Origin of the sequence: Cycloclasticus sp. P1 (genome assembly GCF_000299965.1) — a bacterium.
Taxonomy (GTDB): Bacteria; Pseudomonadota; Gammaproteobacteria; order Methylococcales; family Cycloclasticaceae; genus Cycloclasticus; species Cycloclasticus pugetii.
Window position 1 is genome coordinate 314,863 of record NC_018697.1, and the last position, 26,208, is coordinate 341,070.

At 41.7% G+C, this 26,208-nt stretch carries 25 protein-coding genes and 1 tRNA gene; 21 read left to right on the forward strand and 5 right to left on the reverse strand.

Features of this window, described 5'->3' with window-relative positions:
* The first annotated feature begins 15 nt into the window (after nt 1-15).
* Nucleotides 16-2,595: an ATP-dependent chaperone ClpB gene (gene clpB / locus Q91_RS01540; protein WP_015005115.1), complete on the forward strand. Its 2,580-nt coding sequence runs from the start codon at nt 16-18 to the stop codon at nt 2,593-2,595.
* 165 nt (nt 2,596-2,760) lie between these two features.
* On the opposite strand, the gene Q91_RS01545 is transcribed toward clpB, so the two are convergent.
* A complete protein-coding gene (locus Q91_RS01545; RefSeq protein WP_015005116.1) occupies nt 2,761-4,548 on the reverse strand; it encodes a GGDEF domain-containing protein in 1,788 nt (595 codons plus the stop codon).
* 238 nt (nt 4,549-4,786) lie between these two features.
* Between Q91_RS01545 and phoB the strand changes: the two genes are divergently transcribed.
* The 17 genes from phoB to Q91_RS01630 all read left to right on the forward strand — a co-directional run bounded on the left by phoB (nt 4,787) and on the right by Q91_RS01630 (nt 19,807).
* Entirely contained in the window at nt 4,787-5,482 is a 696-nt protein-coding gene (phoB, locus tag Q91_RS01550; RefSeq protein WP_015005117.1) for a phosphate regulon transcriptional regulator PhoB, read from the forward strand.
* Complete coding sequence (gene phoR, locus Q91_RS01555; RefSeq protein ID WP_015005118.1) at nt 5,479-6,783, forward strand: phosphate regulon sensor histidine kinase PhoR; 1,305 nt, start codon at nt 5,479-5,481, stop codon at nt 6,781-6,783. The genes phoB and phoR overlap by 4 nt, the downstream gene beginning before the upstream one ends.
* Nucleotides 6,784-6,896: 113 nt before the next feature.
* Nucleotides 6,897-7,895, forward strand: coding sequence for a phosphate ABC transporter substrate-binding protein PstS (gene pstS / locus Q91_RS01560; RefSeq protein WP_015005119.1), 999 nt, complete (start codon nt 6,897-6,899; stop codon nt 7,893-7,895).
* Nucleotides 7,896-7,975: 80 nt separating this feature from the next.
* Nucleotides 7,976-8,974: a phosphate ABC transporter permease subunit PstC gene (gene pstC, locus Q91_RS01565; protein WP_015005120.1), complete on the forward strand. Its 999-nt coding sequence runs from the start codon at nt 7,976-7,978 to the stop codon at nt 8,972-8,974.
* On the forward strand, nt 8,974-9,786 hold the full coding sequence (gene pstA / locus Q91_RS01570) for a phosphate ABC transporter permease PstA (protein WP_015005121.1): 813 nt from the start codon (nt 8,974-8,976) through the stop codon (nt 9,784-9,786). Before pstC ends, pstA begins: the two co-directional genes overlap by 1 nt.
* Nucleotides 9,786-10,571 carry a phosphate ABC transporter ATP-binding protein PstB gene (gene pstB / locus Q91_RS01575; protein WP_015005122.1) on the forward strand — a complete coding sequence of 262 codons (786 nt, stop codon included), beginning with the start codon at nt 9,786-9,788 and terminating at the stop codon, nt 10,569-10,571. Before pstA ends, pstB begins: the two co-directional genes overlap by 1 nt.
* Nucleotides 10,572-10,580: 9 nt before the next feature.
* Entirely contained in the window at nt 10,581-11,279 is a 699-nt protein-coding gene (gene phoU, locus Q91_RS01580; RefSeq protein ID WP_015005123.1) for a phosphate signaling complex protein PhoU, read from the forward strand.
* Nucleotides 11,280-11,441: 162 nt separating this feature from the next.
* Nucleotides 11,442-12,635, forward strand: coding sequence for a putative porin (locus Q91_RS01585; protein WP_015005124.1), 1,194 nt, complete (start codon nt 11,442-11,444; stop codon nt 12,633-12,635).
* 87 nt (nt 12,636-12,722) lie between these two features.
* Nucleotides 12,723-13,484 (forward strand): TIGR00153 family protein, encoded by a 762-nt coding sequence (locus Q91_RS01590; protein ID WP_223253195.1) that lies wholly within the window; start codon nt 12,723-12,725, stop codon nt 13,482-13,484.
* A 12-nt stretch (nt 13,485-13,496) separates the two neighbouring features.
* On the forward strand, nt 13,497-14,747 hold the full coding sequence (locus tag Q91_RS01595) for an inorganic phosphate transporter (protein ID WP_015005126.1): 1,251 nt from the start codon (nt 13,497-13,499) through the stop codon (nt 14,745-14,747).
* A 202-nt stretch (nt 14,748-14,949) separates the two neighbouring features.
* Entirely contained in the window at nt 14,950-15,723 is a 774-nt protein-coding gene (gene pomA / locus Q91_RS01600) for a flagellar motor protein PomA (protein ID WP_015005127.1), read from the forward strand.
* Nucleotides 15,724-15,744: 21 nt separating this feature from the next.
* The gene (locus tag Q91_RS01605; RefSeq protein ID WP_015005128.1) at nt 15,745-16,671 is read left to right on the forward strand and encodes a MotB family protein; all 927 of its coding nucleotides are present in this window, start codon (nt 15,745-15,747) and stop codon (nt 16,669-16,671) included.
* Nucleotides 16,671-17,240, forward strand: coding sequence for a PilZ domain-containing protein (locus tag Q91_RS01610; protein WP_015005129.1), 570 nt, complete (start codon nt 16,671-16,673; stop codon nt 17,238-17,240). The genes Q91_RS01605 and Q91_RS01610 overlap by 1 nt, the downstream gene beginning before the upstream one ends.
* Before the next feature lie 60 nt (nt 17,241-17,300).
* Entirely contained in the window at nt 17,301-18,293 is a 993-nt protein-coding gene (birA, locus tag Q91_RS01615) for a bifunctional biotin--[acetyl-CoA-carboxylase] ligase/biotin operon repressor BirA (RefSeq protein WP_015005130.1), read from the forward strand.
* Between the two features lie 3 nt (nt 18,294-18,296).
* On the forward strand, nt 18,297-19,034 hold the full coding sequence (locus Q91_RS01620; protein ID WP_015005131.1) for a type III pantothenate kinase: 738 nt from the start codon (nt 18,297-18,299) through the stop codon (nt 19,032-19,034).
* 59 nt (nt 19,035-19,093) lie between these two features.
* Nucleotides 19,094-19,687: a hypothetical protein gene (locus Q91_RS01625; protein ID WP_238538347.1), complete on the forward strand. Its 594-nt coding sequence runs from the start codon at nt 19,094-19,096 to the stop codon at nt 19,685-19,687.
* Between the two features lie 44 nt (nt 19,688-19,731).
* A tRNA-Thr gene (locus Q91_RS01630) sits at nt 19,732-19,807 on the forward strand.
* 357 nt (nt 19,808-20,164) lie between these two features.
* Here Q91_RS01630 and Q91_RS01635 read toward each other — a convergent pair.
* Nucleotides 20,165-21,154, reverse strand: a complete 990-nt coding sequence (locus Q91_RS01635) for a YeiH family protein (protein ID WP_015005134.1) — start codon at nt 21,152-21,154, stop codon at nt 20,165-20,167.
* Between the two features lie 148 nt (nt 21,155-21,302).
* Nucleotides 21,303-21,455, reverse strand: a complete 153-nt coding sequence (locus Q91_RS11545; RefSeq protein WP_015005135.1) for an alpha/beta hydrolase — start codon at nt 21,453-21,455, stop codon at nt 21,303-21,305.
* A 55-nt stretch (nt 21,456-21,510) separates the two neighbouring features.
* On the opposite strand from Q91_RS11545, the gene Q91_RS01640 reads away from it, so the two are divergent.
* A complete protein-coding gene (locus Q91_RS01640) occupies nt 21,511-21,831 on the forward strand; it encodes a hypothetical protein (protein WP_015005136.1) in 321 nt (106 codons plus the stop codon).
* Between the two features lie 121 nt (nt 21,832-21,952).
* Here the strand turns inward: Q91_RS01640 and Q91_RS01645 are convergent, their stop codons facing one another.
* A complete protein-coding gene (locus Q91_RS01645; RefSeq protein ID WP_238538348.1) occupies nt 21,953-22,249 on the reverse strand; it encodes a putative quinol monooxygenase in 297 nt (98 codons plus the stop codon).
* Between the two features lie 209 nt (nt 22,250-22,458).
* Complete coding sequence (locus Q91_RS01650) at nt 22,459-23,346, reverse strand: LysR family transcriptional regulator (RefSeq protein ID WP_015005138.1); 888 nt, start codon at nt 23,344-23,346, stop codon at nt 22,459-22,461.
* A 117-nt stretch (nt 23,347-23,463) separates the two neighbouring features.
* On the opposite strand from Q91_RS01650, the gene Q91_RS01655 reads away from it, so the two are divergent.
* Nucleotides 23,464-24,765 carry an OmpP1/FadL family transporter gene (locus Q91_RS01655; protein WP_015005139.1) on the forward strand — a complete coding sequence of 434 codons (1,302 nt, stop codon included), beginning with the start codon at nt 23,464-23,466 and terminating at the stop codon, nt 24,763-24,765.
* Between the two features lie 69 nt (nt 24,766-24,834).
* Complete coding sequence (locus Q91_RS01660; protein WP_015005140.1) at nt 24,835-26,208, forward strand: porin; 1,374 nt, start codon at nt 24,835-24,837, stop codon at nt 26,206-26,208.

The window sequence follows — 26,208 nt, forward strand, 5'->3', positions numbered from 1 at the left end:
AATGAGGGTTGAAATATGCGAATGGATAAACTCACCAGTCAGTTTCAAGTTGCACTTTCTGACGCACAAAGTTTAGCACTGGGTAAGGATCATCAGTTTATAGAACCGGCACACGTCTTGGTCGCTATGCTTGACCAGCAAGGTGCTAGCGTGCGTCATTTACTACAACTGGCAGGCGTCAATGTAAATCAACTACGCTCATCTTTAGGCGAAACAATTGATCGGATAGCAACGGTTGAAGGTGCAGCCGGTGACGTGCAAATGTCTAATGATCTAGGGCGTTTGCTTAATATTACCGATCAGTTGGCACAAAAACGTCAGGATGCCTACATTTCAAGTGAGTTATTTGTTTTAGCGGCACTTGAAGACAAAGGGCCAGCAGGCAAAGCGCTACAACAAGCGGGAGCGACTAAAAGTGTTTTAGAAAAAGCGATAGATGATATACGCGGTGGTGAAGCGGTGAATGATCAAAATGCAGAAGAGAACCGCCAGGCGCTGGAAAAATACAGTATTGACCTGACGGAACGTGCAGAGCAAGGAAAATTGGATCCTGTGATTGGCCGCGACGAAGAAATTCGACGCACTATTCAAGTGTTGCAACGTCGGACAAAAAATAACCCTGTGCTGATAGGTGAGCCAGGAGTAGGTAAAACCGCTATTGTAGAAGGGCTAGCGCAACGTATTGTTAATGGCGAGGTGCCTGAAAATTTGAAATCTAAGCGTTTGTTGTCGTTAGATATGGCCGCCCTTATCGCAGGTGCAAAATTCCGTGGTGAATTTGAAGAGCGTCTAAAAGCAGTGCTTAACGATGTGTCAAAACAAGAAGGGCAAGTGATCTTGTTTATCGATGAGTTGCATACGATGGTTGGTGCTGGGAAAGGTGACGGTGCGATGGATGCCGGGAATATGCTTAAACCAGCGTTAGCACGCGGTGATTTACATTGTGTAGGGGCGACAACTTTAGATGAATACCGTCAATATATTGAAAAAGATGCCGCATTAGAGCGACGGTTTCAAAAAGTATTGGTTGATGAGCCCAGTGTAGAAGATACCATCGCTATTTTGCGAGGTTTAAAAGAACGATATGAAGTACACCATAGCGTAGATATAACCGACCCAGCTATTGTTTCAGCGGCGGTATTGTCTCACCGTTATATAACTGATCGACAATTACCTGATAAGGCGATTGACCTAATTGATGAGTCAGCGAGTCGTATTCGTATGGAAATGGACTCCAAGCCTGAATCAATGGACCGGTTAGAGCGGCGTTTAATTCAGTTGAAAATTGAACGCGAAGCGTTAAAAAAAGAAACCGATGATGCATCTATAAAACGATTACAGTTACTTGAAACTGAAATTGACCAGTTGGATAAAGAGTATGCTGATTTGGAAGAAGTCTGGAAGTCTGAGAAGGCTGCTATGCAAGGCAGTGCCCAGCATAAAGAAGAGCTCGAAAAGGTAAAGCTTGAAATGGAAACGGCTCGGCGTGCCGGTGATTTAACACGTATGTCAGAGTTGCAATATGGCGAAATTCCACGATTAGAAAAAGCAATTCAAGAGGCTGAGGAAGGCAGTGGTGAACAGGACTTTACCTTATTGAGAAACAAAGTCACCGAAGAAGAAATTGCTGAGGTTGTGTCTAAGTGGACGGGTATTCCCGTTTCCAAAATGCTTGAAGGCGAGCGTGAAAAACTATTGCAAATGGAAGTTGGTTTAAGTGATCGCGTTATTGGTCAAGAAGAAGCAGTTAAAGCAGTCAGCGATGCAATTCGTCGTTCACGAGCAGGCCTGTCAGACCCTAATCGCCCTAATGGTTCGTTTTTATTTTTAGGCCCAACAGGGGTTGGTAAAACAGAGTTATGCAAGGCATTAGCTGAGTTTTTATTTGATACTGAAGAAGCAATCGTACGAATTGATATGTCTGAATTTATGGAAAAACATTCGGTTGCAAGATTAATTGGTGCGCCTCCAGGGTATGTAGGTTATGAAGAAGGGGGCTATTTAACCGAAGCGGTTCGACGTAAACCCTACAGTGTTATCTTGATGGACGAAGTTGAAAAAGCACATGCGGATGTCTTTAATATTTTGTTACAAGTCTTGGATGATGGCCGTTTAACAGACGGGCAAGGCCGCACGGTTGATTTTCGAAATACAGTCATCGTGATGACCTCGAACTTAGGTTCAGATCGTATCCAAGAGCTAGCGGGTGAGGCTAATTATAATGAGATGAAAAGTGCGGTGATGGAAGTGGTCGGGCAGCACTTTAGACCGGAATTTATTAACCGTATTGATGAGTCTGTGGTGTTTCACCCCTTGGGTCGCACACAAATTCGTGCTATTACCACTCTTCAAGTAGATATTTTACGTCAGCGTTTACAAGATAGGGACATAGAGTTGGTTGTTTCAGAAGCTGCGTTGGATAAATTAGGTGAAGCCGGTTTTGACCCTGTTTATGGTGCTAGACCCTTAAAACGTGCGATACAACAACGCTTAGAAAATGAACTGGCACAAGATTTATTGGCGGGTAAGTTTGTGCCTGGTGATGAGGTTGATATAGATGTGCAAGACGATGCTTTGGTGTTTAAGAAACGCTAAGAGGTTTTGAGATGTTGTTTAGTGGTGGTTAAAAAGGCCACTAAATCATAGTCTAACTGGCGGCACCTGTTTGATCGGTGTTCGCCAGTTGGTCAACAGTTTCAAGATTGGGTGTTTTTGTCGCCAAGCATAATGTGGCTACCTGTCATAGAACATTTTCATGATTTAGGCGGACATGTTGCTTAATTGTTTTGAAGGCTTGATTTGATAAAGGCTATTGCCGGGTATCTTTTTAGCTGCAGATTTTGCGTTGCTAGCAATAGAGACGAGATCATTTTCTGACCTAAAAAAGCCGAAATCATGCGGCCTTAATGCTCCAATAGAGATTGATAAAAGTGGATAAAACACCGGCTCAGAATTTCTATCTAACGCAGAGATTCCTCCGTTAAGAAGGTGTTCTTGAGAGTAGAACTCTGACGTTAGGGCGCTAAAGTTATTTAAAGTGGTGTTGCATCGATGCTGCCAGTCGCTGCTTTGAAAAATAATGATGAAGTCATCGCCGCCAACATGCCCTACAAAGTCAATGTCTGTATCTGCAGAATCTGTCAGCAGCTTAGCAGTTTTTCGGAGCACTTTATCGCCCTCGCCAAACCCATAGGTATCGTTATACGGCTTAAAATTATCTAGGTCAAAATAACAAATAACGATATCTTGTTGAGTTTCAATGGAGTGATTAATTCGTTGGCTGATAGGAACATTGCCAGGTAGGTTGCTAAGAGGGTTCATGTGGCGGGCAAAGGTAATTTGCATCTCGGTTATTTCTTTCAATAAATGAAGCAGTTTACCCATGCCTTTGTAGCGGTTAGATGAGGTAATGATGAAATCATCATGTTGTGCGAGGTTGTTTTGACTGGTGATGTGCTGACTAATTTTATTGAGTGATAAAGTAATATCTACCTTTAGCGCCTTAATGTCTAAAAAAGATAAAGCATTTTTTTTACTGTTTAATTCTTTTCCATAGCGGCTAGCATAAATAGTTAAAAATTCAGTCCGCCATATGATGCCTGCGATAGAAGCGTCATCATTTAGAACGGGAAGTGCTGTTAGCTCGGGCGAGGATTGAAAGCGCTCACCAATGTCGTAAAAATTAGTATGAACATATATGGGCTTAACATAAAAAAGTAATTTTGCAGCGGTATTGTTTTTCCGTTCTATATTAAATTTAGGTTTGAAGTTATTTTTTCTGCTTGAAAATAACGAGCAATCCAATAACTCAGTTGGTTTGGAATTGGGGCGGGCAAAGTAAAAACCTTGTGCATAATCAATAGCCATCGCATTAGCCTGTAGGTACTCACCGCGTAGCTCGATACCTTCAGCTATCACTTTGCAGTCAACACCTTTTGCAATATCTACAATAGACTGTACAAATTTTTGCTTGTTGATATCGTTATGAATGTCATTTAAAAAATGACGGTCAATTTTTACGAAGTCGGGTTTAATTTCAGACCAGGTTCTTAAGCCTGAATAGCCCGCACCTAAATCGTCGATGGCGATGGAAAACCCCATGTCTTGATAGTATTTGGTTGCACTTGCCATTAGGTCATAATCTTCAATAGGGTATTGCTCAGTCAGTTCAATAACCACTTGGCTAGCATCTAAATTAGAGTCTTTTATATACTTTAATGTGTGGCCATGCTGATAATCTTTTTGTAAGAGAATTTCAGGAATGGTGTTAATAAATAATCGGGCATTTAAATTAAGTTCGCCAAACCGTTGAATGCTTACTTTTCGACAAAGTAAATCTAATTCGGCAAGCCGATCATATTTAGCCGCAGCGTTAAAAAGGTTGATGGGGGAGTGTAACGGACCATTAGAGGGACCACGAATTAAGCCTTCGTAACCATAAATTTTATTGTCTTTCATCGAAATGATTGGCTGAAAGAGCGGAGTCAGTGAGTCTGTTGCTAATATATCTAAAAGCGATTGATAGTGTAGTTTTTCATCATGTGTCATAGGTGGGGAGTATCAATCAATAATATGACAGTTATATGACGTTCATATAAAAGGACATTATAAAAAGTTTACTGGTTGAGAAACCGCAGGCGCCTTAAGGTGGTTCAGTGCGTTACTGTTATTTTTAATAATTAGAGACAGGGCTTTTTCTGAACCAAGTTAGAAGTAGTTTGTAAATTGTCACCGTGTTGTCATAAATATTAGGTATTCTGTAAACACTTACTTAAATGGCTTTTTTATGGAAACAATGAATGTATTGATGGTTGAAGACGATGAGGATATTGGCGAAATGCTACAACTTTCTCTTCAAACGAATAATATTGAAGTAACGTGGTGTAAAGATGTAATGAGAGCGCAAGAGTCTTTGCGAGATACGACGCCCGATATTATCTTGTTAGATTGGATGTTACCCGGAATTAGTGGGCCAGATTGGATCAAGTTTTTAAAGAATCAAGAAGAAAACAAACGTATCCCGATTATCCTGTTGACGGCACGCAGCGCGGAAGAAGATAAAGTATCGGGCTTGGAAACAGGCGCAGACGATTATGTAACCAAGCCTTTTTCTGTGCAAGAGCTGATTGCCAGAATGAAAGCGGTCTTACGACGAAGCAGTACAGAAAATGAAACAGGGGTGATATCAATTGGCCCATTGTTTATTGACCCATCGAGTCATCGAGTCACTATCAATAAGGTGGACCTGATGATGAGCCCGACAGAGTATAAATTGCTGTCTTTCTTTGCTACAAACCCCAATAAAGTGTTCTCTCGCAATCAGCTGCTTGATAATGTATGGGGCGATAATGTCTACGTAGAAGATCGTACCGTTGATGTACACATTAGGCGTTTAAGACGGATATTAGATGCTCAGGGTTGTGCAGACTTGGTTCAAACGGTAAGAGGGTTTGGTTATAAATTGGTGAATTTAAACGCGTGAATATAAATCATAACTATGAGCGAAACACCTTTCTGTTGTGGTTTTTAACAGTCGGTGTTTTGGGTGTGTTAGTCGGTTACCCCGTCGAGGTGTTGGCACTTTTTTTATTGGCTTACATTGTCTTTCAATATCGTCGGTTACAACGTTTATATAGGTGGTCTAAGAAGTCTGGTGATCATGACCTGCCGTTTGAAGATGGCTTGTTTGGTCAAATTTCGGAAGACATCTATCAATCTAAGATGCAGGGGCTGGCACAAAAAGACAGTGTTAAATACCAACTGGAACGGTTTAAAAAGTTAATTTCTGTTTTTCCAGATGGTGTGGTTATTCTTTCATTGTCTAATGAGATTAAGTGGTTCAATAAGCAAGCCTCCCAGCTACTTATTTTAAAAAAAGAAGATACCGGGCAACTGATTAATCATTTAGTAAGGCATCCTCGGTTTACGCACTTTCTTAAAAATCTCAAGAGCGATGACGCCATTGTGATCGAGGCGCCTGTAATAGACACCAGCTGGTCGGCAGAAAAGATTGAAATAAGGGTATTGCCATATGGTGACGATGAACGTTTATTGTTGATACGAGATGTCACTAAGGTTGAGCGCACGAATCAAGTGCGAAAAGACTTTGTGTCGAATGCATCGCATGAGTTAAGAACGCCGCTAACGGTCATGAAAGGCTATGTGGAAATGTTGTTGGCTTCAACCGCTGAGGATAATGTGCAAGTGGGTGCTTCGCTACGTAAAGTTGATCAGCAAGTGATTAAAATGCAAACCATGATCGAAGAGCTATTAGCGCTAAGTCGGCTAGAAGAGGGTAAAGTCGAGGCAGCCAATAGCTTGGTTAATGTGCGCAGTGTATGTGAACAAATTAAGTCCGAATTTAAGTCAGCGGCAAATGAGCATCAGCAATCATTGGTGTTTGATGTTCCATCGAGTCTTAATTTAAAGGGCAGTAAAGGTTCCTTATTAACCGTGTTGAGAAACTTGGTTGGTAATGCCATCAATTACTCTGATGAAAATGGTGAGATTCGTGTTGGCTGGGCAATCAATGAGCAAGGTCAGGGGCAGCTTTTTGTTAAAGATACAGGTCAAGGAATAGGCGCCAGACACTTATCTCGATTAACAGAGCGTTTCTACCGGGTAGCTGAAAATAATATAAAAAATAAAACTGGGACAGGCCTAGGGTTAGCCATTGTAAAACATGAGTTAGAAAGGCATGAGGCGCATCTGGTTATCGATAGTCAAGAAGGGGAAGGCAGTTGTTTTCAGTGTGTATTTCCCGCTGAAAGAATAGACCCATAAGGCTGTCATCAAACTGTCACATTGCGTTCATTATAATGCCACATACCAAACCTAAAATGATGCACAGAGTAGAGCAAACGCTTTGCCAAATATTCAACTAAATTGGAAAAAATATGAAAATGAAAAAGATAGTGGCACTAGGACTGCTTAGCCTAACGATTGGGACAGCGGCTCACGCAGCTAAAATTGAAGGCACGGGCTCAAGTTTTGCTTACCCTGCGTATACAACGTGGAGTAAAGTTTATTACGGTGAAACAAAAAACCAAGTCAATTACACACCAACAGGCAGTGGTTCGGGTATTAAAGAAGTGAGTGCTCGTCACGTTGATTTTGGTGGCTCAGACAAGCCTTTAAAATCAAGTTCTTTAGCAAAAGCAAGTTTGATTCAATTCCCAACAGCTATTGGTGCGGTGACTTTTGCATATAATGTTGAGGGCGTCAGCGGTATGAAACTAAGCGAAGCCGCTATTTCTGGCATTATGTTAGGCAAAATTACAAAGTGGAATGATCCTATCATAGCGGCTGATAATTCAGGTATTGCTTTACCAAATGAAGATATTTTGTTTGTTCACCGTAGTGATAAATCAGGTACAACCTTTGCCTTTACCTACTACTTGAGCAAAATGAACCAAGAATGGCGCGAAACAATGGGTGCTAAGAAAGTAGTGTCATGGCCGACTAAAAACCGGATTGCTGGCAAAGGTAACTTTGGAGTTGCAACGGCGATTAAAAATAATGGGTTTTCTATCGGTTATGTGGATTACGCGGATGCTAAAAAGAATGGTTTAGATATGGCTATTATTGAAAATCGCGAAGGTATATTTGTTAAGCCAGAGCCAGCAACATTCGAAGCTGCGGCAGTGTATGCAGACTTAGATCCTAAAAAGGACTTTTATGCCAATATTGCATACCCACCAAAAGGCTATCCAGTCGTGACAGCAACGTTTGCATTAGTTCCTCAAAATGGTGAAAATGCAAAAGAAGTGATCAAGTTCTTTGATTATGCATTAACCAAAAAGAACAAGCTCATTGAGTCGGTCGGTTACGTTTCCCTTCCAGATGCAGTGATTAAAAAAATCCAAGGCTACTGGGTGGAAAAAGGCTTAAAATAAGCGCAATCTTTAACACAAGTTAACTTAAAAGCCTTCTCAAGAGGTTGTTGAGAAGGTTTTTGTTTGTCCCAGAGGGCGTAATGGAATTATTTTTTAGAAAAATTGCTCAATTAAGCGCTAGCTTAGTTTTTGTTATCTTAGCGGCTACAACGCTGGTTCTTTATTTATCAGCGAAACCGGCGATAGAAGAGTTTGGGGTTAAGTTTTTGTTTGAATCTCGTTGGGGCGAAGAAGAAAAGCTTGAGTTGTCGCCTGCCCAATTAGCCGAGTTAGAGTCATTAAAGGCGGACAAAGAGCAACCTTTAGAAGATGACTTTATTGAAGATGAAGAGGATTTTATCTTCGACGATGAAGATTTTATTACCGATGACGATATGGACTCTGAAGACAAGACCTCGAGAGAGGTTTATGGTGCATTAGTCCCTATTGTTGGTACGGTTTTCTCAACGCTTATCGCAATGTTGTTTTCAGTGCCTATAGCAATGGGCATTGCTGTTTTTCTATCTGAAATCGCGCCTGCTGCAGTCGCCAAGCCTGTTGGCATAGCGATTGAGTTGTTGGCTTCTATCCCCAGTATCATTTATGGCATGTGGGGGCTGTTCTACTTTGGCCCATTCATCGCGGCTCTGTTTGGTGGAAATACAGTGTCATTGTTGGTTGCGGGGCTGGTACTTGGAATTATGGTTATACCTTTTATGGCGGCTTTAAGTCGAGATGCGATAACGACCGTGCCTGATATGCTGAAAGAATCAGCGTATGCGATGGGGGCGACTAAATTAGAGGTCATAAAAGATGTTGTTTTTCCTTATGCGCGGTCGGGCATTATAGGCTCCATAATATTGTCATTTGGCCGAGCGTTGGGCGAAACGATGGCAGTAGCCTTTGTTATTGGGGGCGTGTATCAATTTGCCAAAAAAGTAACCGACCCGACTAACTCAATCCCAGTGGTGTTGGCAAATAGCTTTGCAGAATCAAGTGGGTTGAGCTTATCTGTCTTATTTTATTTGGCGCTTATATTATTTGTCCTAAGCTTTATTGTGATAGCGAGCGCTAAATTTTACTTCTTGAGGAAAAAATAATGCGTTTAATGATGAATCGCGTGTTTATTGTCTTCTCCAGCTTGGCCGCAGTAGTAGGGTTACTTTTTTTAGGCTGGATTTTGTTCACCTTGTGCTCAAAAGGTTTGCAAGGACTCAGCTGGGATGTGTTTACAAAAGACCTGATTGAGGGAGGGTTACGTAATGTAATCGTCGGCCAAATAATGATGTCTGGTATAGCGACACTGATCGGTATTCCAGTGGGTATTCTCGCGGGTATTTACTTGCAAGAGTATGGCGGTAATTCAAAAAGTACAGAGTTTTTACGTGACCTCAGCGATGTCATGATGTCGGCGCCTTCGATTGTTGTGGGTACATTTGTTTATGCAATTGTTGTTGTGCCTACGGGGCATACCAGTGGTTGGGCCGGTGTTTTAGCGCTGTTTATCTTAATGGTACCTATTATTGTTAGGACAACAGACGATATGTTAAACCTTGTGCCGACAGAACTTCGCGAAGCAGGTATCGCCATTGGCGCATCTAAGTACCATGTGACGATGAACATTGTCGTGCGTTATGCCAAGGCCGGTATTTTAACGGGGATTTTGTTAGCTTTTGCTCGGGTAGTGGGGGAAACGGCGCCTTTGATTTATACCAGTGGTTCGAGTGAATTTTGGTCAACAGACTTAACGAGCACATTCCCGTCGTTAACAGTGTCTATCTATAACCTTGCAACAATGCCAGACGATAAAATGATTCAGTTAGGCTGGACAGGGGCCTTTTTGTTAACGGCAATGGTATTAATAATTAATTTGCTTGGCCGTTATGCTAGCAATAAAAAGAGAGCAAACTAATGAAGAATATGATGGAAGTTAAAGACTTAACGTTTACTTATAGTGGTGCAAGTGAACCATCGCTAAAAGCTATTTCGTTGCCAATTGAAAAGAATAAAGTAACCGCGTTAATCGGCCCTAGCGGCTGTGGCAAATCGACTTTGCTACGTGGTATGAACCGTATTCATGATTTATACCCTGGTCATCGCTATGACGGTGTTATTAACCTTTTGAATGGAGATAGCAAAACGTACACAAATATTTTAGACCTGAAAAAAGAAGCAGAATTGATTCGGTTACGCCAACGAGTCGGTATGATTTTTCAAAAACCAACACCGTTTCCAATGACGATTTTTGAGAATATTGCTTATGGTTTAAGACTTTCTGGCGTTAAAAAACGCGCCGAGCTTCAAGAGGTGGTGGAGCAGTCTTTACGTGATGCGGCCTTATGGGATGAGGCGAAAAACCGATTGGGCCATGATGCACGTGGTCTGAGTGGTGGGCAGCAGCAACGCTTATGTATTGCACGGGCGATTGCATTAAAACCAGAGGTTATTTTATTTGATGAGCCCACCAGTGCGTTAGACCCTATTTCAACCTTAGCGATTGAGGAAATGATTTCTGTTCTTCGTGAGCAATATAGTATCTGCATCGTGACACATAATATGCAGCAGGCGGCGCGCATTTCAGATTACACAGGGTTTATGTATTTGGGTGAAATGATTGAGTACGATGAAACAAAAACCATTTTTATGAAACCATCACAAAAGCAAACTGAAGACTACATTAGTGGTCGATTTGGCTAAGGGGGCAATATGACTACAGGGGAACATATTTCACATAAGTTCGATGAAGACGTTGAAGAGGTGACGAGCAGTGTGCTGAACATGGGTGGTTTAGTCGTTCAGCAAATTGAAAAGTCGGTTAAGGCGCTATTGGCGGGCGATAAAGAAATGGCGGAAGAGGTCATCGAGGATGACTTGAAGGTGAACACGTTTGATGTTGACATTGATGAAATGTGCAACAGTATTATCGTAATGAGGCAGCCTACGGCAACGGACTTGCGTTTGATAATGGCTATTATCAAAACAACCAGTGATCTAGAAAGAATGGGCGATGAGGCAAAGCGTATTGCTAGGCAAGCGATTGATATTTCTAAACGGGGCGCCTTCCCTGAACAGTTTGATAGCATCGAGCAGATGTCGACCCGTGTGATAGGCATGCTGAACAAGGCATTAGACGCGTTCGCACGTCGAGATGTTGATGAGTCGTTTAATGTCATTCAAGTCGATAAAAAAGTGGATAAGGATTATGAAAATTTGGTCCGCCAACAAATCACTTATATGATGGAAGATCCGAGAAAAATTCCGGTAGCAATTGATCTATTATGGTCATCACGAGCTCTAGAGCGCATTGGTGATCGTGCTTGTAATATTTGTGAATACGTTATTTACCTTGTTAAAGGCAAAGATGTTAGACACGTTGAAGTAAAAGAGTTAGAAAAACACTTGTAAACTAAATGATTGTCTACGTTTTAAAAGCCCGCCTTATGGCGGGCTTTTTGTTGTGAAAAGGCAAAAAACAACAATTGTCATCTGGCTGTCACACCATTGTCATTTAGCCCCTTTAATATGCGCCCGAGTTAAAGATATTTATTAAATAACAAGGGATTAAAAATGAAACAAACTAAATTATCTGTGGCGATTAAAGCGACATTATTGGGCGCTTCAATTGTATTGGCACCGGCCTCATTTGCGGTGGATAAGGAATTATTAGACATCTTAAAAGCTAATGGTGCTATTACAGAAGATCAGTATACAGAGCTGACTATGTCAAACATGATGAATAAGCAAAACAAACCTTCAGACGAAATGCTTAAGAAAATGGCATGGGCAGGTAAGCTTAAAGTGAAGGGTGATTTACGATTACGCCAAGAGTTTCGTAATGATACAAATGGTTCTTCAAAGCGTGAAGATCGTCAGCGCTATCGCGCGCGTATAGCCGTAGAAGGTCAAGTGACTGATACAGTAACCGCAGGTGTCAGAATGGCCTCTAATGGTGGCGCAACATCCACGAATGAGACATTAGGTGATGGCTTTGAAAATGATACGGTTTACTTTGATAGGGCGTATATTAATTGGACGCCTCTTAGTGGCTTAGATTTGATGGGTGGTAAGATCAAACAACCATGGGAACAGGTATCTGGTGGCCTTGTATGGGATGGTGATGTGAACCCAGAAGGTGGTGCAGCTCGTTACACAGCTAAATTGGCGGGTGCAGAAATTATAGGGTCAGTTGGTCACTTTGTCTTAGATGATATTGATGGCTATAGCTTTGACGAAGATCAAACGATGCGCTATGGACAATTGACTGCTAAATTTAATGTGGCAGGTGCTAAAGCGATGTTAGGTGGAAGTATTTATGATTACGATGCAAACAAAGCAGGTGCCTTTACAAGTGGCGGCGGTAATGATTCAACAAAATATAGTCTGCAAGAAATATTTGGTTCACTTAATATTAATGCCGGTTTGCCTCTAACAGTTTATGGCCAGTATGTTGTAAATGGTGATGCAGATGGCTTAAACGATGGTGAAGACACCGCATGGTTGTTAGGTGTTGAAACTAAAATGGGTCGCTGGAAAGCCAGTTATGATTATCGTGAAACAGAGTTAAACGCTGTAAACGGCGCTTTTAATGATTCTGACTTCGCGGGTGGACGTACCGACTCTGAAGGTAATCGCTGGAAGTTATCGTACAAGATTGATAAAAATTTCAGTGTTGGAACAACCTATATAGACTCTGAAGTTGGCCAATTAAACGGTGATTTAGATTCAGATATATGGCAAATTGACCTAAAAGCTAAATTCTAGCGTTATGCTTTGATCAGCAGTGCCTTAATGGCATTTGCGCAATAGTTTTATAAGCCCAGGCATTCATGTCTGGGCTTTTTTTGTGATGTGGAAACAATAGTTTTGGCAATACTGGTCAGATTGATGCAAAATGCCGACATTCTTTCTAAATTAAATATTAATAAAAATATGGCTTCTAAAAACTATATTACCGGTCTGTTTGGTACTTCTCCAGTGGCGCCAATACAGGAACATATGGCACTTGTTGACGAATGTGTTTCTAAATTAGTCGATTTGTTTGAATTCATGAGCAAAGGGGATACAGAATCGGTAGAAAAAGTGTATCACCAAATTGCTGAGTTAGAGCAAGACGCCGATGATAAGAAGCACTTTCTTCGTGAGCATTTGCCGACGGGCTTATTTATGCCTATTGCACGTCAAGACTTGTTGGATGCATTGCGTGTGCAAGACTTATTAGCAAACCGTGCCAGAGATATAGCCGGTATTGTTGTTGGTCGCCAACTTAAGTTTCCAGAGCAAGCAAGTAAACGCGCTATTGAGCTGGTGAGAGCGACAGTCGAAACGTGTCATCAAGCATTGAAAGTGGTCAATGAGCTAGATGAGTTGGTAGAAACGGGTTTTAGAGGCCACGCGGTGCATGTGGTTGAGGATATGTTGACCGAGTTAGATAATTTGGAGTCGGCTACGGATCGGATTCAGGTTGATTTGCGTGCTGATTTGTTTGCGGTCGAAAAAGAGTTATATGCGGTAGATGTGATGTTTATGTATCGGATTATAGAATCTATTGCCGATATTGCCGATGATGCTGAGCGTGTCGGTCGTCGCTTTCAATTGATGTTGGCTAAATAAGGGGAAGGGACAATGGATTACGGAACTACTTATTTGGTATTAGCGATTGTTTTCGGCCTATTTATGGCGTGGGGCATTGGTGCGAATGATGTGGCGAATGCGATGGCAACATCGGTTGGCTCTAAAGCGATTACTATTAAACAGGCTGTTATTATTGCAGCCATTTTTGAATTTTCAGGGGCTATTTTAGCGGGTGGGCAGGTTACCTCTACGATTCGAAAAGGAATTGTCGATGTTAGCGATTTGGGTGCAACCCCCGAGATTTTGATTTTTGGTATGCTCGCAGCGCTACTGGCAGCGGGAACTTGGTTACTGGTTGCTTCATTTAAAGGCTGGCCAGTTTCAACAACGCATTCGATTGTTGGCTCTATTGTCGGCTTTGCGATTGTAGGTATGAGTATGGATGCGGTGTACTGGGGCAAGCTCGGTACAATCGTGATGAGCTGGGTCACCTCTCCATTATTGGCGGGGGCTATTTCATATATGTTATTTAGGTCTGTTCAAACGATTATTCTAGATACAGAAAAACCGTTCGAAAACGCTAAGCGTTATGTTCCTTATTATGTCTTTTTGGTTGGCTTTATGCTCACATTGGTCACCATTATGAAAGGCTTAAAACATGTGGGACTAGATTTATCCATGACGGACTCGATTGCGGTAGCACTGGGCTTTGGTGTGCTAACAACGATATTAGGTAAGTATTTAGTGAGTCGTGTAAAGTTTGATGCGAGCGCGGACCGTGATTTCCATTATGCAAACGTCGAAAAAATATTCGGCTCCTTGATGGTTATTACCGCTTGTGCAATGGCCTTTGCACATGGCTCAAATGATGTGGCAAATGCTATCGGCCCATTAGCGGCAATTAATAGTATTATTGATACCGGTGAGTTATCACAGAAATCGGCCTTACCAATGTGGATACTCTTAGTCGGAGGTGTTGGTATTGTATTGGGTCTGGCAATGTATGGCCGTAAGGTTATTGAAACAGTTGGCTCGAAGATTACCGAATTAACACCAAGCCGTGGGTTTTGTTGTACTATCTCAGCGGCTTCAACAGTTGTGTTAGCCTCAGGTATGGGTTTGCCTATCTCAACAACACATACAATGGTGGGGGCGGTTTTAGGTGTTGGTATGGCGCGCGGTATTTCGTCACTTAATATGAGTGTCGTTCGTGGTATTTTTATGTCTTGGATTATTACCTTGCCGGTTGGCGGCGTGCTGGCAATTGTTTTCTTTTTCATACTCAAAGGGATTTTTGCTTAGGAGCTTGCTTTCTTTATGAAGGAGAAAAGTTTTAGCAGATAGGGCAAACAGGCACGGATGAATAGATAATAAGCGTGTTTTTGCGTAGAGCACGCTTGTTTTATGGGAGAGCTTCGCCATAAACGTATTTTATCTGCTAAAGTTTCATTGTTACCTTGCCGATTATTGACGGTATAAATGAGAATTAAATAAGGGAAGAGTTTTGGATTTAGCGACGTTAATAGGTTTTGTGGGTGGTTTGGGCATTATTATTGCCGCCATTGCAACAGGCGGAGATATCATGATGTTTGTTGATGTGCCGTCTGTTTTGATCGTAGTAGTTGGCACCTTCATGGTGACTTTGATGCAGTTGTCGATCTCGGAATTTTTGAGTTCGTTTAAAGTGGCTATTAAAGCCTTCATGAATAAAAATGATAACCCTGTTGATCTCATCAAGCAGGCAGTGGAGCTGTCTGATGTGGCCCGTAAAAATGGACTGTTGGCGTTAGAAGATCAAGAGGTGGATAACGAATTCCTCAAACGAGGCTTGAGTCTTTGTGTAGATGGTCATGACGCAGCGATGGTGCAAAAGTTATTAGGTCGAGATATGGACTTAGCGATTGGTCGCCATGAAGTTGGTCAGAATATGTGGAAGGCGGTCGGTGATATGGCGCCAGCGATGGGGATGATTGGAACCTTGGTTGGCTTGGTGCAAATGCTCGCAAACATGTCTGATCCAGCGGCAATTGGTCCGGCAATGGCCGTGGCCTTACTAACCACTTTGTATGGTGCGGTTATCGCTAATGCGTTTGCATTGCCGATGTCGGCTAAATTGGCGGGTATTAGCCATAATGAGCGACTCAATAAAGTATTAATTTTAGAAACCATTCAAAGTATTCAAGAAGGTATGAACCCACGTGTTTTAGAAACGTTGCTCAAAACGTATTTACCTGAAAGTCAACGATCGTCAGTGGGTGAGCCTGAAGAGGTCGAATAATAATGCAGACAGTGATTCAACATGAGTGATGATAATTGTCCAAAATGTGAAGAAGGGCTGCCAGCATGGATGGGGACCTTTGCCGACTTAATGTCATTATTGATGTGCTTTTTCGTATTGTTATTATCAATGGCAACCATGGATGCAAACCGCTTTAAGAAAATGGCAGACTCTTTAAATGATGCGTTTGGGGTGCAAAGACAGGTGGTTGCTTATGAAATAGTTAAAGGGACCAGTGTGGTTGCACAGCACTTTAGCCCGGCGGCGGGTGACCCAACCATTTTAGATGAGGTGCGGCAGCAAACAACCGACTCGGAAAGAGAGTTTTTAGGCAAAGACTCAGAGTCTGACTCAGACACAACGAAAAAAGAGGATGCTAAAAAACAAGAAGAGGTTGAGGCAAAAGCGAAAATCGTGACGGAGTATGTTGAAGCCACTGAGCAAAAAATTAAGGATGCTGAAAAATTAGCCGAAGAAATTAGAGAGTTTATGGTCGAAGAAATTGACCAAAATATGGTGAGTGTGGAAACCGACCTTGACCGGGTAGTTATTAGAATTCATGAAAATGGTTCGTTCTCCTCAGGTAGTGCGGAATTTAACCCAGAGTTTTTACCCATAATGGATAAAATTACAGCGGTTGTTAATGGTAGTGTTGGTACAGTGACTGTTGCAGGCCATACGGATAATATTCCCATTAAGGCGGGCTTGTATCGGTCTAATTGGGAACTGTCAGCGGCACGTGCCGTAACTGTCGCGCAAACACTGCTAACCGATGGAACGGTGGATGAAAAAAGACTGATCATTGAAGGTCATGCAGATACAGTGCCGCTATCTGATAACGAGACCCCTGAGGGTAGAGCGCTAAATAGGCGTGTCGAAATTATTTTAATTCAAGGTGAAATGCCCCAAGATTTAAGTAACCCCATACTAGACGTGGTGAAACAATAATGAGCCAAGATGCCGGACAAGAGCGTAGACGTTTTTTTAGAATAGACGATGAAGTGGCGATAAGTTATCGCGTTATTTCTAACGACGAAATGACTAAAGCCGATGGTCTTAAAAGGAATGAGGTTGAGCCAGCCTCTCTAGCCAATGAGTTGGAGAAAATGAATGAAGTGTCTCGGATACATTTTCGCCATGTAGAAAAAGAGTCGCCTGAAGTGGCGCGTTACTTTTCTTTTATAGAAGCTAAAATTAATTTATTAGCGCATCATATAATAATGGGTACCGATGAGCTGTTTGTAAAAACGATTCAGCCGGTTAATATCAGTGCCTCGGGTGTTTCATTTGCGGTAAGTAATGCGCTGAATATAGGGGATATTGTTGAGATAAAGTTTATTTTAACGCCCTCTCTAGCCAGCATAAAAACTTTCTCAAAGGTCGTTTCTTGTGAGCAAGATAGCGATCAGTTCAAGGTTGCTGTTGAGTATAGCCAGCTGGGCGATGAAAATAGGGATTTGTTAATTCGTCATATCGTTAAAAAGCAGATGAATGATATACGTGAGCAAAGCGACTAACGTAGACTATATTTTTTAAATCTATCTTCAGTAAATTGCACGAAGCTGTAATCCTTTTTAATGGAACTACTTGAAATTCATAAAGCGATAATAAAACGCATGGCAGATGGTCAGTTTTTTTCTGGGCAGCAGCTAGCCGATGAGTTAAATGTTAGTCGTGCTTCCATTTGGAATTACCTCAAAACACTCGAAACAGCAGGCTTTGACTTCCATGCTGTAAAAGGAAAAGGCACGCGCTTAAAATTAGCAATAGAGTTGTTGGATAAACAACGTATTCTTACCTGCTTATCTAGTGAACACAGAGCCTTGTTGAAGCAGCTCGATGTATTAGATGTGTGCGCATCGACTAACCAAGCCATCGTTGAGAAACACCAACTAACGCCTTTACCCAATGGGTCAGTTTGTATGGCTGAAATGCAGACAATGGGCCGAGGACGATTAGGCAGATCATGGGTGTCTCCATATGGGCAAAACCTATACATTTCTTTTTTGTGGAACTTTAAGGGCGGGATATCGGCCTTATCGGGGCTGAGTTTGGCGTGCGGGGTTGCTGTTTGTCGTGCGCTCAAAAGCCTCGGTTTAAATGGTCATGGCCTGAAATGGCCAAATGATATTCTATGGGAAGGTAAAAAACTGGGTGGAATTTTAGTAGAAATTCAAGGGGAAAGCCAAGGTGGTTATACTGCCATTGTCGGCATCGGGCTCAATTATCAAATGAATGAATTGTCGTCTGGCGAAATTGGCCAGCCTTGGGTTGATGTGTGTCATGCGTATGGCGAGAAAATGGGGCGAAATAAATTGGCTGCCCATGTGCTGGCTGAGGTTTTAAGTATACTGCATGGCTACGAAGAGACTGGTTTATTGCCACATGTTGAGCAATGGAATAACTACGATTGTTATCGAGATAAAACGGTTCGAATTTTATCTGGTGAGCAATACGAGGAAGGCGTTGCGAGTGGTATCTCAAAGACCGGAGAGCTCTTATTGTTAACCCCCGATGGCCGAACGAAAAAAATCATGTCAGGTGAGGTTAGCCTGAGGTTAAGCGAGTAATTAATGTCTGAACTTTATATAGACCGTGGTAATACAGCGCTTAAATGGCAGTTGGTTGAAAGAGGGCGTTTGTTAAATCAAGGCGTGTTTAGTAACGAAATTACGTTGAGGGAAGGTTTTTCAACGTTAAAAGAGAGTCGCCTCGCAAATATTTATGTGTCTAGTGTGGCTGCTGAAGCATTTTGTCGTGACTTGCAGGTTTGGGCTAAAGAACGTCTCTACCCTGCGCCTACGTTTGTAGAAAGTACCCGTAAAGCTTGTGGGGTTGTTAATGCCTATCAAGATGCCGCGCAATTAGGTGTGGACCGTTGGTTAGCAATGATTGCGGCACACCATAAATATACCGGTATGCTATGTGTTGTAGATACAGGGACCGCACTGACCATGGACTTTCTATTAGAGAGCGGCCAACATTTGGGTGGTTTTATAGTTCCAGGCGCTGAATTAATGAGAAAAAGCCTGTTAAGCAACACACATAAAATCAACATAGGTGATACGCCGAATTCTAGTCAGCTTGGAACAAACACAAGTGAAGCGGTTACGTATGGTGTTGAACAGATGTTGGTGCTGTTTGTACGAGAAAAAGTTGTTGATGTAGGGGAAAGGCATCAGCAACCGATAACAACTATTTTAACGGGTGGCCATGCAACTGTTTTAGCGGAAGGCTTATGGCAGGACGTTCGATTGGAAAAAGACCTTGTGTTACAGGGTTTACAGCTAGTGACTAAATCATACCAGTGAAACGTTTATTATTATTGTTGGTTTTTTTAAATGTAGTTTACTTTTTCTGGGGAACCACCGTGGTGGAAACCAAACGGCTGGAGCAACACCAAGCACCCTTGTATAAAGAAAGTGAGCTTGAAACGCTGGTGTTGGTTGGAGACGAAGAAGTGGCTGCGATGCTTGAAAAACAAGTTTTGTTGGAGAGCAAAGCGAAACAGCCTATCAGTGAATGTTATGTGGCCGGTGATTTTGCTGATGAGGGCGAAGCGAAGAAATTATCACAAACATTAAGCAATCACTTAAGTACTGTGTCGGTTATGCCCTCAAAAGTGCTCGAGGAGTTTTGGGTTGTCTACCCTTCTCGTAGTGATGGGGAGCGTCCATTGCATAATGTTGAGACATTAAAAGCTATCGGAGTCGATGATTTGTGGTTAGTGCCCAGCGGTCCAAATAAAGGCATTATTTCATTAGGCTTGTTTGCAACGGCAGACAGTGCTGAAAAGAGACTGAAGGCCTTGTCGGAAAAATCGATTGAAGCCGAACTTATTAGACGCAAAAAGTATCGTTATGGCGTAAAACTTATAACAAGTGATGGTCTGTCACCGATACTGGACAATTTAGATGGCTTTAAAGTAGGCGAAAACATTAGTATTCGTAAAATTGCATGTTAATCATTGCCCGACGTTTTTATTTGGATTAGAATACCGCCCCTAACGCTGGTGTAGCTCAGTCGGTAGAGCAGCTGATTTGTAATCAGCCGGTCGGTGGTTCGAATCCTCTCACCAGCTCCATTTTAGGCATTAAAGCCCCTTATATTTAAGGGGCTTTTTTATTGCTCGATGATTCTACTACTTTATGCCGCTGCCAAGACCAGGCGGGCGGCCAATACTATCAAGCGATTGCAGTGGGGTATCAGCATGCCTTGTTTGAATAATCAGATGGTATTCGTAAATACTTAAGGTACTGATGAGCATGTTGAGAAATGCCGTCAGATAAGCCTAAGCTATCCACTCGGTAGAGTCGTTAAAAAAATACTTTCTTAGCGGTTCAAAGGCACCTAAGATCTGAACGATAGTAATTAGCAGGCCATTTTTTTCGACCTTAAAGGGCTGAATTAATTGAATTTTAAAGGCTAATATAGGGCTTCATTATTTAAAGAAAATAAGGATTAAACTAGAGCTCATTATTATCTGAAACCCAAAAATAACACTTGCTATAAGCAATGTTTTTTTGCCATTTTTAATAATTCCATCAAAGGCAATTTTTAACCCAATGCCTGACATGGCGACAATAAGGGCGTAGTGGCTCATTGTGCTGACTAGCTCAACTTGTTCTTGTTTCAGTAAGCCAAAGGTTTGGATAACTGAGAAACCAAAAAAACCAACGACAAAGAGAGGGATTCTATAGGCGACTTTGAGGTCTTCATTCGTTTTCATGTTTACTCGAGAAAACATGAAGATCAGAATCAGGATTACTGGGGCAAGTAACAAAATTCTGACCATTTTAACGATGGTTGCCGCTTCCCCCGTTGCTTGACTTACTGAAAACCCGGCAGCTAAAACTTGCCCTACAGCTTGTAATGTGTTGCCGATCAATACACCTGCATTAAGCTCAGATAAATTTAATAGGTAGTGGCTAATAAAGGGTAGGAGGAAAATGCCAAGGGTGCCTAAAAAATTCACAATGGCAATGGAGAGGCCAACTTGCTCTTCATTCGCACCGACTATATCCTTGGTCGCTGCAACTGCAGAACTGCCACAAATGCCATTCCCTAAACCAAGCAATAACGCACAGCGTTTATCAAACCCAAACCATTTTGCAAATATCAGCGATGAAAAAATAGTAACGCCCATCGTAAACACGATCATTAAAATGGTCGCATAGCCTAATTCACTTAGAATTGAAAAATTTAGCTGAACACCTAAAAGCGCAATAGCAATGGAGAGTAAATATTTCTCGCTATAGTTAATACCAGCTTTGAATTGATCATTAATACGTAAACTGTTGCCGACAATAAGGCCAAGTATAATGGCTAAGGTAACAGCACCTACCGGAACATAGGCGGCTAACAATATTGCTAAGAAACCCATTCCGCAGCAAAGAGCAACACCCGGTATAACATAAATAATTTTTTTCATGAGTCTTAATATCGTTGATTAGATTAAGTCATATTGACTAGGTGTTTTGTTGCAGTTAACCCATGCAAATAATCGTAACATGACGGTGCATTAAGCCAGTCTAATAGTTAAAACTTGGTCGAGGTCATCCGACAGGTCAGTGGTTTATTTATACAGCTAAACGTTTAAGGAAGTCTGTGCTTCGCTTGGGAACTAGATCAGGTTGTTCAACATGTGGAACATGCCCGCAGTTTTCTATCATAACGGCTTCAAATTCACCAAAAGCCGTACTTCTAACCGCATGCGCTTGAAGTGTTGGCATTCCAGCTCAGCTTGGTTTCTCCGATGTAAGAAACCATTTAAGCACACAAAAATTATTGGATTTATTGGAAACCGATGTTTTTATGTGGCACGGATATAGTGTGCTTTACCTTGAGGGGAAGTGGGTTAAAGCAACGCCTGCTTTTAATATCGAAATGTGTACACGGTCTGGTGTTAAGTCATTGGGGTTCAATGGCGTAGATGATCCATTTATGCACGAATTTAATGAACAAGATAAAAAGCATATGGACTATCTTACCGATTATGGTTTTTTTGCTGACTTACCACATGAGCGCATCATTACGTCATTAAAATCAAGCTACCCTAAGTTCTTTGTGCTTGTTGAAAATAATAAGTCTATAAAAGATAGCTTCTAGGGTGTCGGAAAATTAAATAGCGTACTTTTCAATTAAGGAAAGGTCGCTACTACTTTGATGCGTTTTTCTTGCAAAAAGTATGGGGCTACTAAGCAGCCCCATACGGTGTATTAATAAAGGCTTATATTGTTGTCGGTGTAAGGTATTTAGTCGTTGGTGGTGCGGTTAATAAAGTACCTAGTTTTTCTAAATCTCCGCGCTCTGAGCGCCAAGCCATATAACTTTTGTGGTCTTCGCGCGAGTCCCATTTTTCTAACACCACAATATTTAAAGGGTCATCATCATTACTAGTAACTACAATCTCTTGGCAACCTTTAAAAGCGCGTGTATCTGGTAATATAGCCTCGAATGTATTTAATAGTTTTTCACGGTTTTCTGTACTAACTTGTAAATTCAATATTACATTTATAGACATCATTATTTCCTCTTTTAGTTTTCATTATTTTTTGGTTTTAATAACCAAAAATTAAAATCGCCTAGTATCACCTATCATGGGAAAAGTGATTCTAGACTTGTAAAGTGGCCTAAATATCCGGTCGCTCAGGCGTGTTTATACCACTTTATAAATCAATTCAATATCGTATCCTTGGTGTGAGATATTGCTAACCATGCATTTCATTTTTATTGTCAGTCCAATTTTAAATTTTTCTTAATAAAGTCATTAAATAACTGTATTTTTAACTGCTTATATTGCTTCTCTTGATACACTAAATAAATACCTGCAGACCCTAAGTCATAATTAGGCAGCAACTCAACCAAGCGTCCTTCTCGTAAATCTTCAGCCACTATAAAGTGAGACAAGACAGATGCGCCCGCACCTTGTAACAGTAAAGCTTTAACAGCGCCTGCATTGTTAGTTTTTATAATGGCACCGACCGACACGGTTTCTTTTTGCTTTTTTTGGGTAAATGTCCATTTAGTCGGGTTAGGCAATAAGGAAAAAATGACGCAGGCATGTTTTTCAAGGTCTTTGGGTGTAACTATTGGCCCGTATTGCTTCAAATAGCTAGGACTTGCTGCTAATACCAAGCGTGAATCAGCCACTTTTGTTGCGACAAGGTCAGAGTTTTGTAACCAGCCCACGCGAACACACACGTCTATATTTTCTTCAACCATGTCGATCACTTGGTCTTGTAGCATTAGTTCAATGTTTAATTTGGGGTATAAACGCATAAACTCGACAATTAACGGCGTAATATATTGAATCCCTAAGCTATTAGTTGTGGCAATTTTTAATGAGCCAACGGGCTGGTTTTGCAGCACACTGATTTCATTTTGCATGTACTGCGTCTCTTCTACGATTTTCTTGCAGCTTTGAAAGTAGATTCGCCCAACCTCAGTTAGGTTTAGTTGACGAGTTGTTCGATTTAACAACCTTGCACCAACTTGTTTTTCCAAGAGGGTGACGTGTCGACTAACCGCCGATTTTGCCATTTTCAACACTTTAGCGGCCTCAGTAAAACTGCCCAAGTCAACGACATGGTAGAAAATCATCATTCGATTGAGGTTTTCCATAAGATAATTGTTCTTAAAAAGAGAATAGTCTAGTATATTATCGCCTGCATTATTTCATTATATGAAATTAATGGTGTGGTAACAATTCAATTAACCCAGCACTCCTAGGGGAATGTTATGACATACAAAGCTAAGATTTCAGTAGGGGTTCTTTTGCTCTCCTTTAGCCATTTTGCATCTGCAATCAATGGCTATTTCGCGATTGCTTACGGTGCCAAAATGACGGGCATGGCCGGAGCCGCGATTGCCTTTCCTGAAGACACTTTAACAGGTGCTGTTAACCCTGCCGGCATGTCTCAAGTAGAAGGTTTAGATATTGGCGCTCGTTTTCTCTATTTACCCCGTGACGCCGAATTTGATTGCCGGGGTATCGGGGCTTGTGATGAGCTAGTACGGGATGATAGTCAGCGCGATTATTGGATTGTTCCGAACTTTGGCTGGAATAAACGATTAAATGATAAAAGCACACTGGGTGTTACTGTTTACGGTAATGGTGGGATTAATACGGCATATAGAAAACGCTTGTTTACAGAAACAGCCGAACGTGTTTTAGGGGCTCCAAGCATAACGACAGACGGGCATCTAGGGGTGGATTTTGCGCAACTTATTATCGCCACCACCTACACGTATGAAATGTCTCCAAATAACTATATTGGGGTATCTCCTTTATTTGGTATTCAGAAATTTAGTGCGCAAGGTTTAGACTTCTTTCAAGGCGTATCGTCAGACGCAGGCAGTCTAACGAACAGAGGGGACGAGGTGTCCTACGGACTGGGTATTAAATTAGGGTGGTTTTATAAACCTAACGATACTTACCAGTTTGGCGCCTACTATGCACCAAAAATGCAAATGACTAAGATGAAAAAATATTCTGGCCTGCTTGCTAACAATGGTGAGTTTGATATTCCTTCAAATTATGGCGTGGGCTTGGCCATTAATTTTTCAAAACAACTGTCTATTGCTTTTGATGTGACACGCATTAACTACAAAGATATTGAGGCTTTATCAAACCCAGTGCCCACAGCTTCGGAGCTGAACCCTATGATCGGTTTCTCCGCAGATAGGCTACTCGGTGCAAAAAACAGCGTTGGATTTGGTTGGAAAAGTATTACGGCGTATTCATTAGGTGTTCGTTACATTTTTGATGACAAAATAACGCTTCGGGCTGGTGCAAACGTGGGCGAAGAACAAATTCCTAGACGATCTGGGTTACTAAACCCCATTACCCCCGCCATGCCAGCTAAACATTTAACGGCTGGGTTTAGCTATAAAAACAGTGAGCATTCAGAATGGTCATTGGCTGTTATGCATGCCTTTCGTAATGAATTAACCGCCGAGAACACAGCATTTTTAGGGACGGATGTTAAGTTTGGCATTGCTGAGACGACCTTAGATATTAGCTACAGTTACAGTTACTAAAAGTCGTGTAACATACTACCTCGGTTTGGATAAACCGATCACTCATAATAAGAAAAACTATAAACGATTATGTTAAAAAAATTATCAATCCTTTTGCTGGCGCTTGTTAGCCTTCCTGCTTTAGCTGATTCTTCTCATGCCTATGCAAATGCGGTTCTTGAAGCCCTTCAAAAAAAAGGCTTACTAAGCGAACATGATGTGGCGGACATTAAGCAACATGCTCAACAAGCCGAATTGCAAGCGAGTAAACCCTCCGTGGCTAAAAAAACCAGTGTTAAGTCGGCTGTTAATAATTTAGTCGTAGCGACTAAAAAAAATGTTAACAAGGCGAGTCCTAATATTAAATTTTGGGGGTTAGCGCAGCCACGCTACACCTTTGTTCCCTCTAAAAATGGCCGTCAAGGAACAAATAGTTTTACATTAAGACGGGCGCGTCTAGGTTTTACGGGTTTTGCAAGTGACAATGTGGCTTTTCGCTTCCAGTATGATGCATCTAACGAAGTGGTAGGCTTATCAAACGCGCAAAAACTACTGGATGCTTGGGTGAGTCTGAAGCACTTTGATGACAGCCTTGGTAGTATCACAGTGGGGCAGCAATTTGCACTCGGTTATACAAGGCGACCACATAAATCGGCTAGCGTGGAACGCAAATTTACCGAGGTGTTATCACCCGGGGCTGTCGGTCGAGCGCGTGGGTTAACAATTAGAAAAGGCAATATGGGGCTGCCTGAAACTAACTCAAAGGGGTATTTTGGTAACCGTGTACATTATGCGCTTGGCTTATTTAATAGCCCTGACTTATCGCTAAATAATGATAATAACGATTTGTTGTTTTCAGCCGCCTTTGCGCTCCGCCCAAACGGTATTTCGCCCAGTGATGATGAATATCAATTTAAAGACAGGCCGCTAGCGTACAGCGTTGGTGCTGCCTACAGTACATCATTAGATTCCGTCACGTTGGATACAAAATTTCAGCCTAACGGGGTTGAGTTAGATAATGAGTGGCTTAGCGTATTTGCAGATGTTCAAGCGCACCATTGGTGGCTATGGGCGTCATGGGCAGAATTTAAATCTGATGCCACAGGTGGGTTAGCAGTTAATACGCAAGGTGATAATACAAATGCGCTGAGTTCTAGTGCTTTAACTTTAGGCCTTAGCCGTGCCTATTTGCTGAACTCTGAAGACATGGGCTGGGCATGGGCATTACAGTATCAGCATGTCGATAATGAGCACCCCTCTAGAACAGCTTTCTTTAGACCGTTAACAGGGAAATCGACTGATGAACTAGCTCGCGGTATGAACCAAGGTAGTGTTTACCAAGCTATATTCACTTGGCAGTTTGATGAAAACTTAAGGCTTATTAATGAGCTGGCGTACTATGACCCCACAGACGGTAAATTTAATTATCCATCGTTTATTAGTCAATTACAGCTTTCCTTCTAA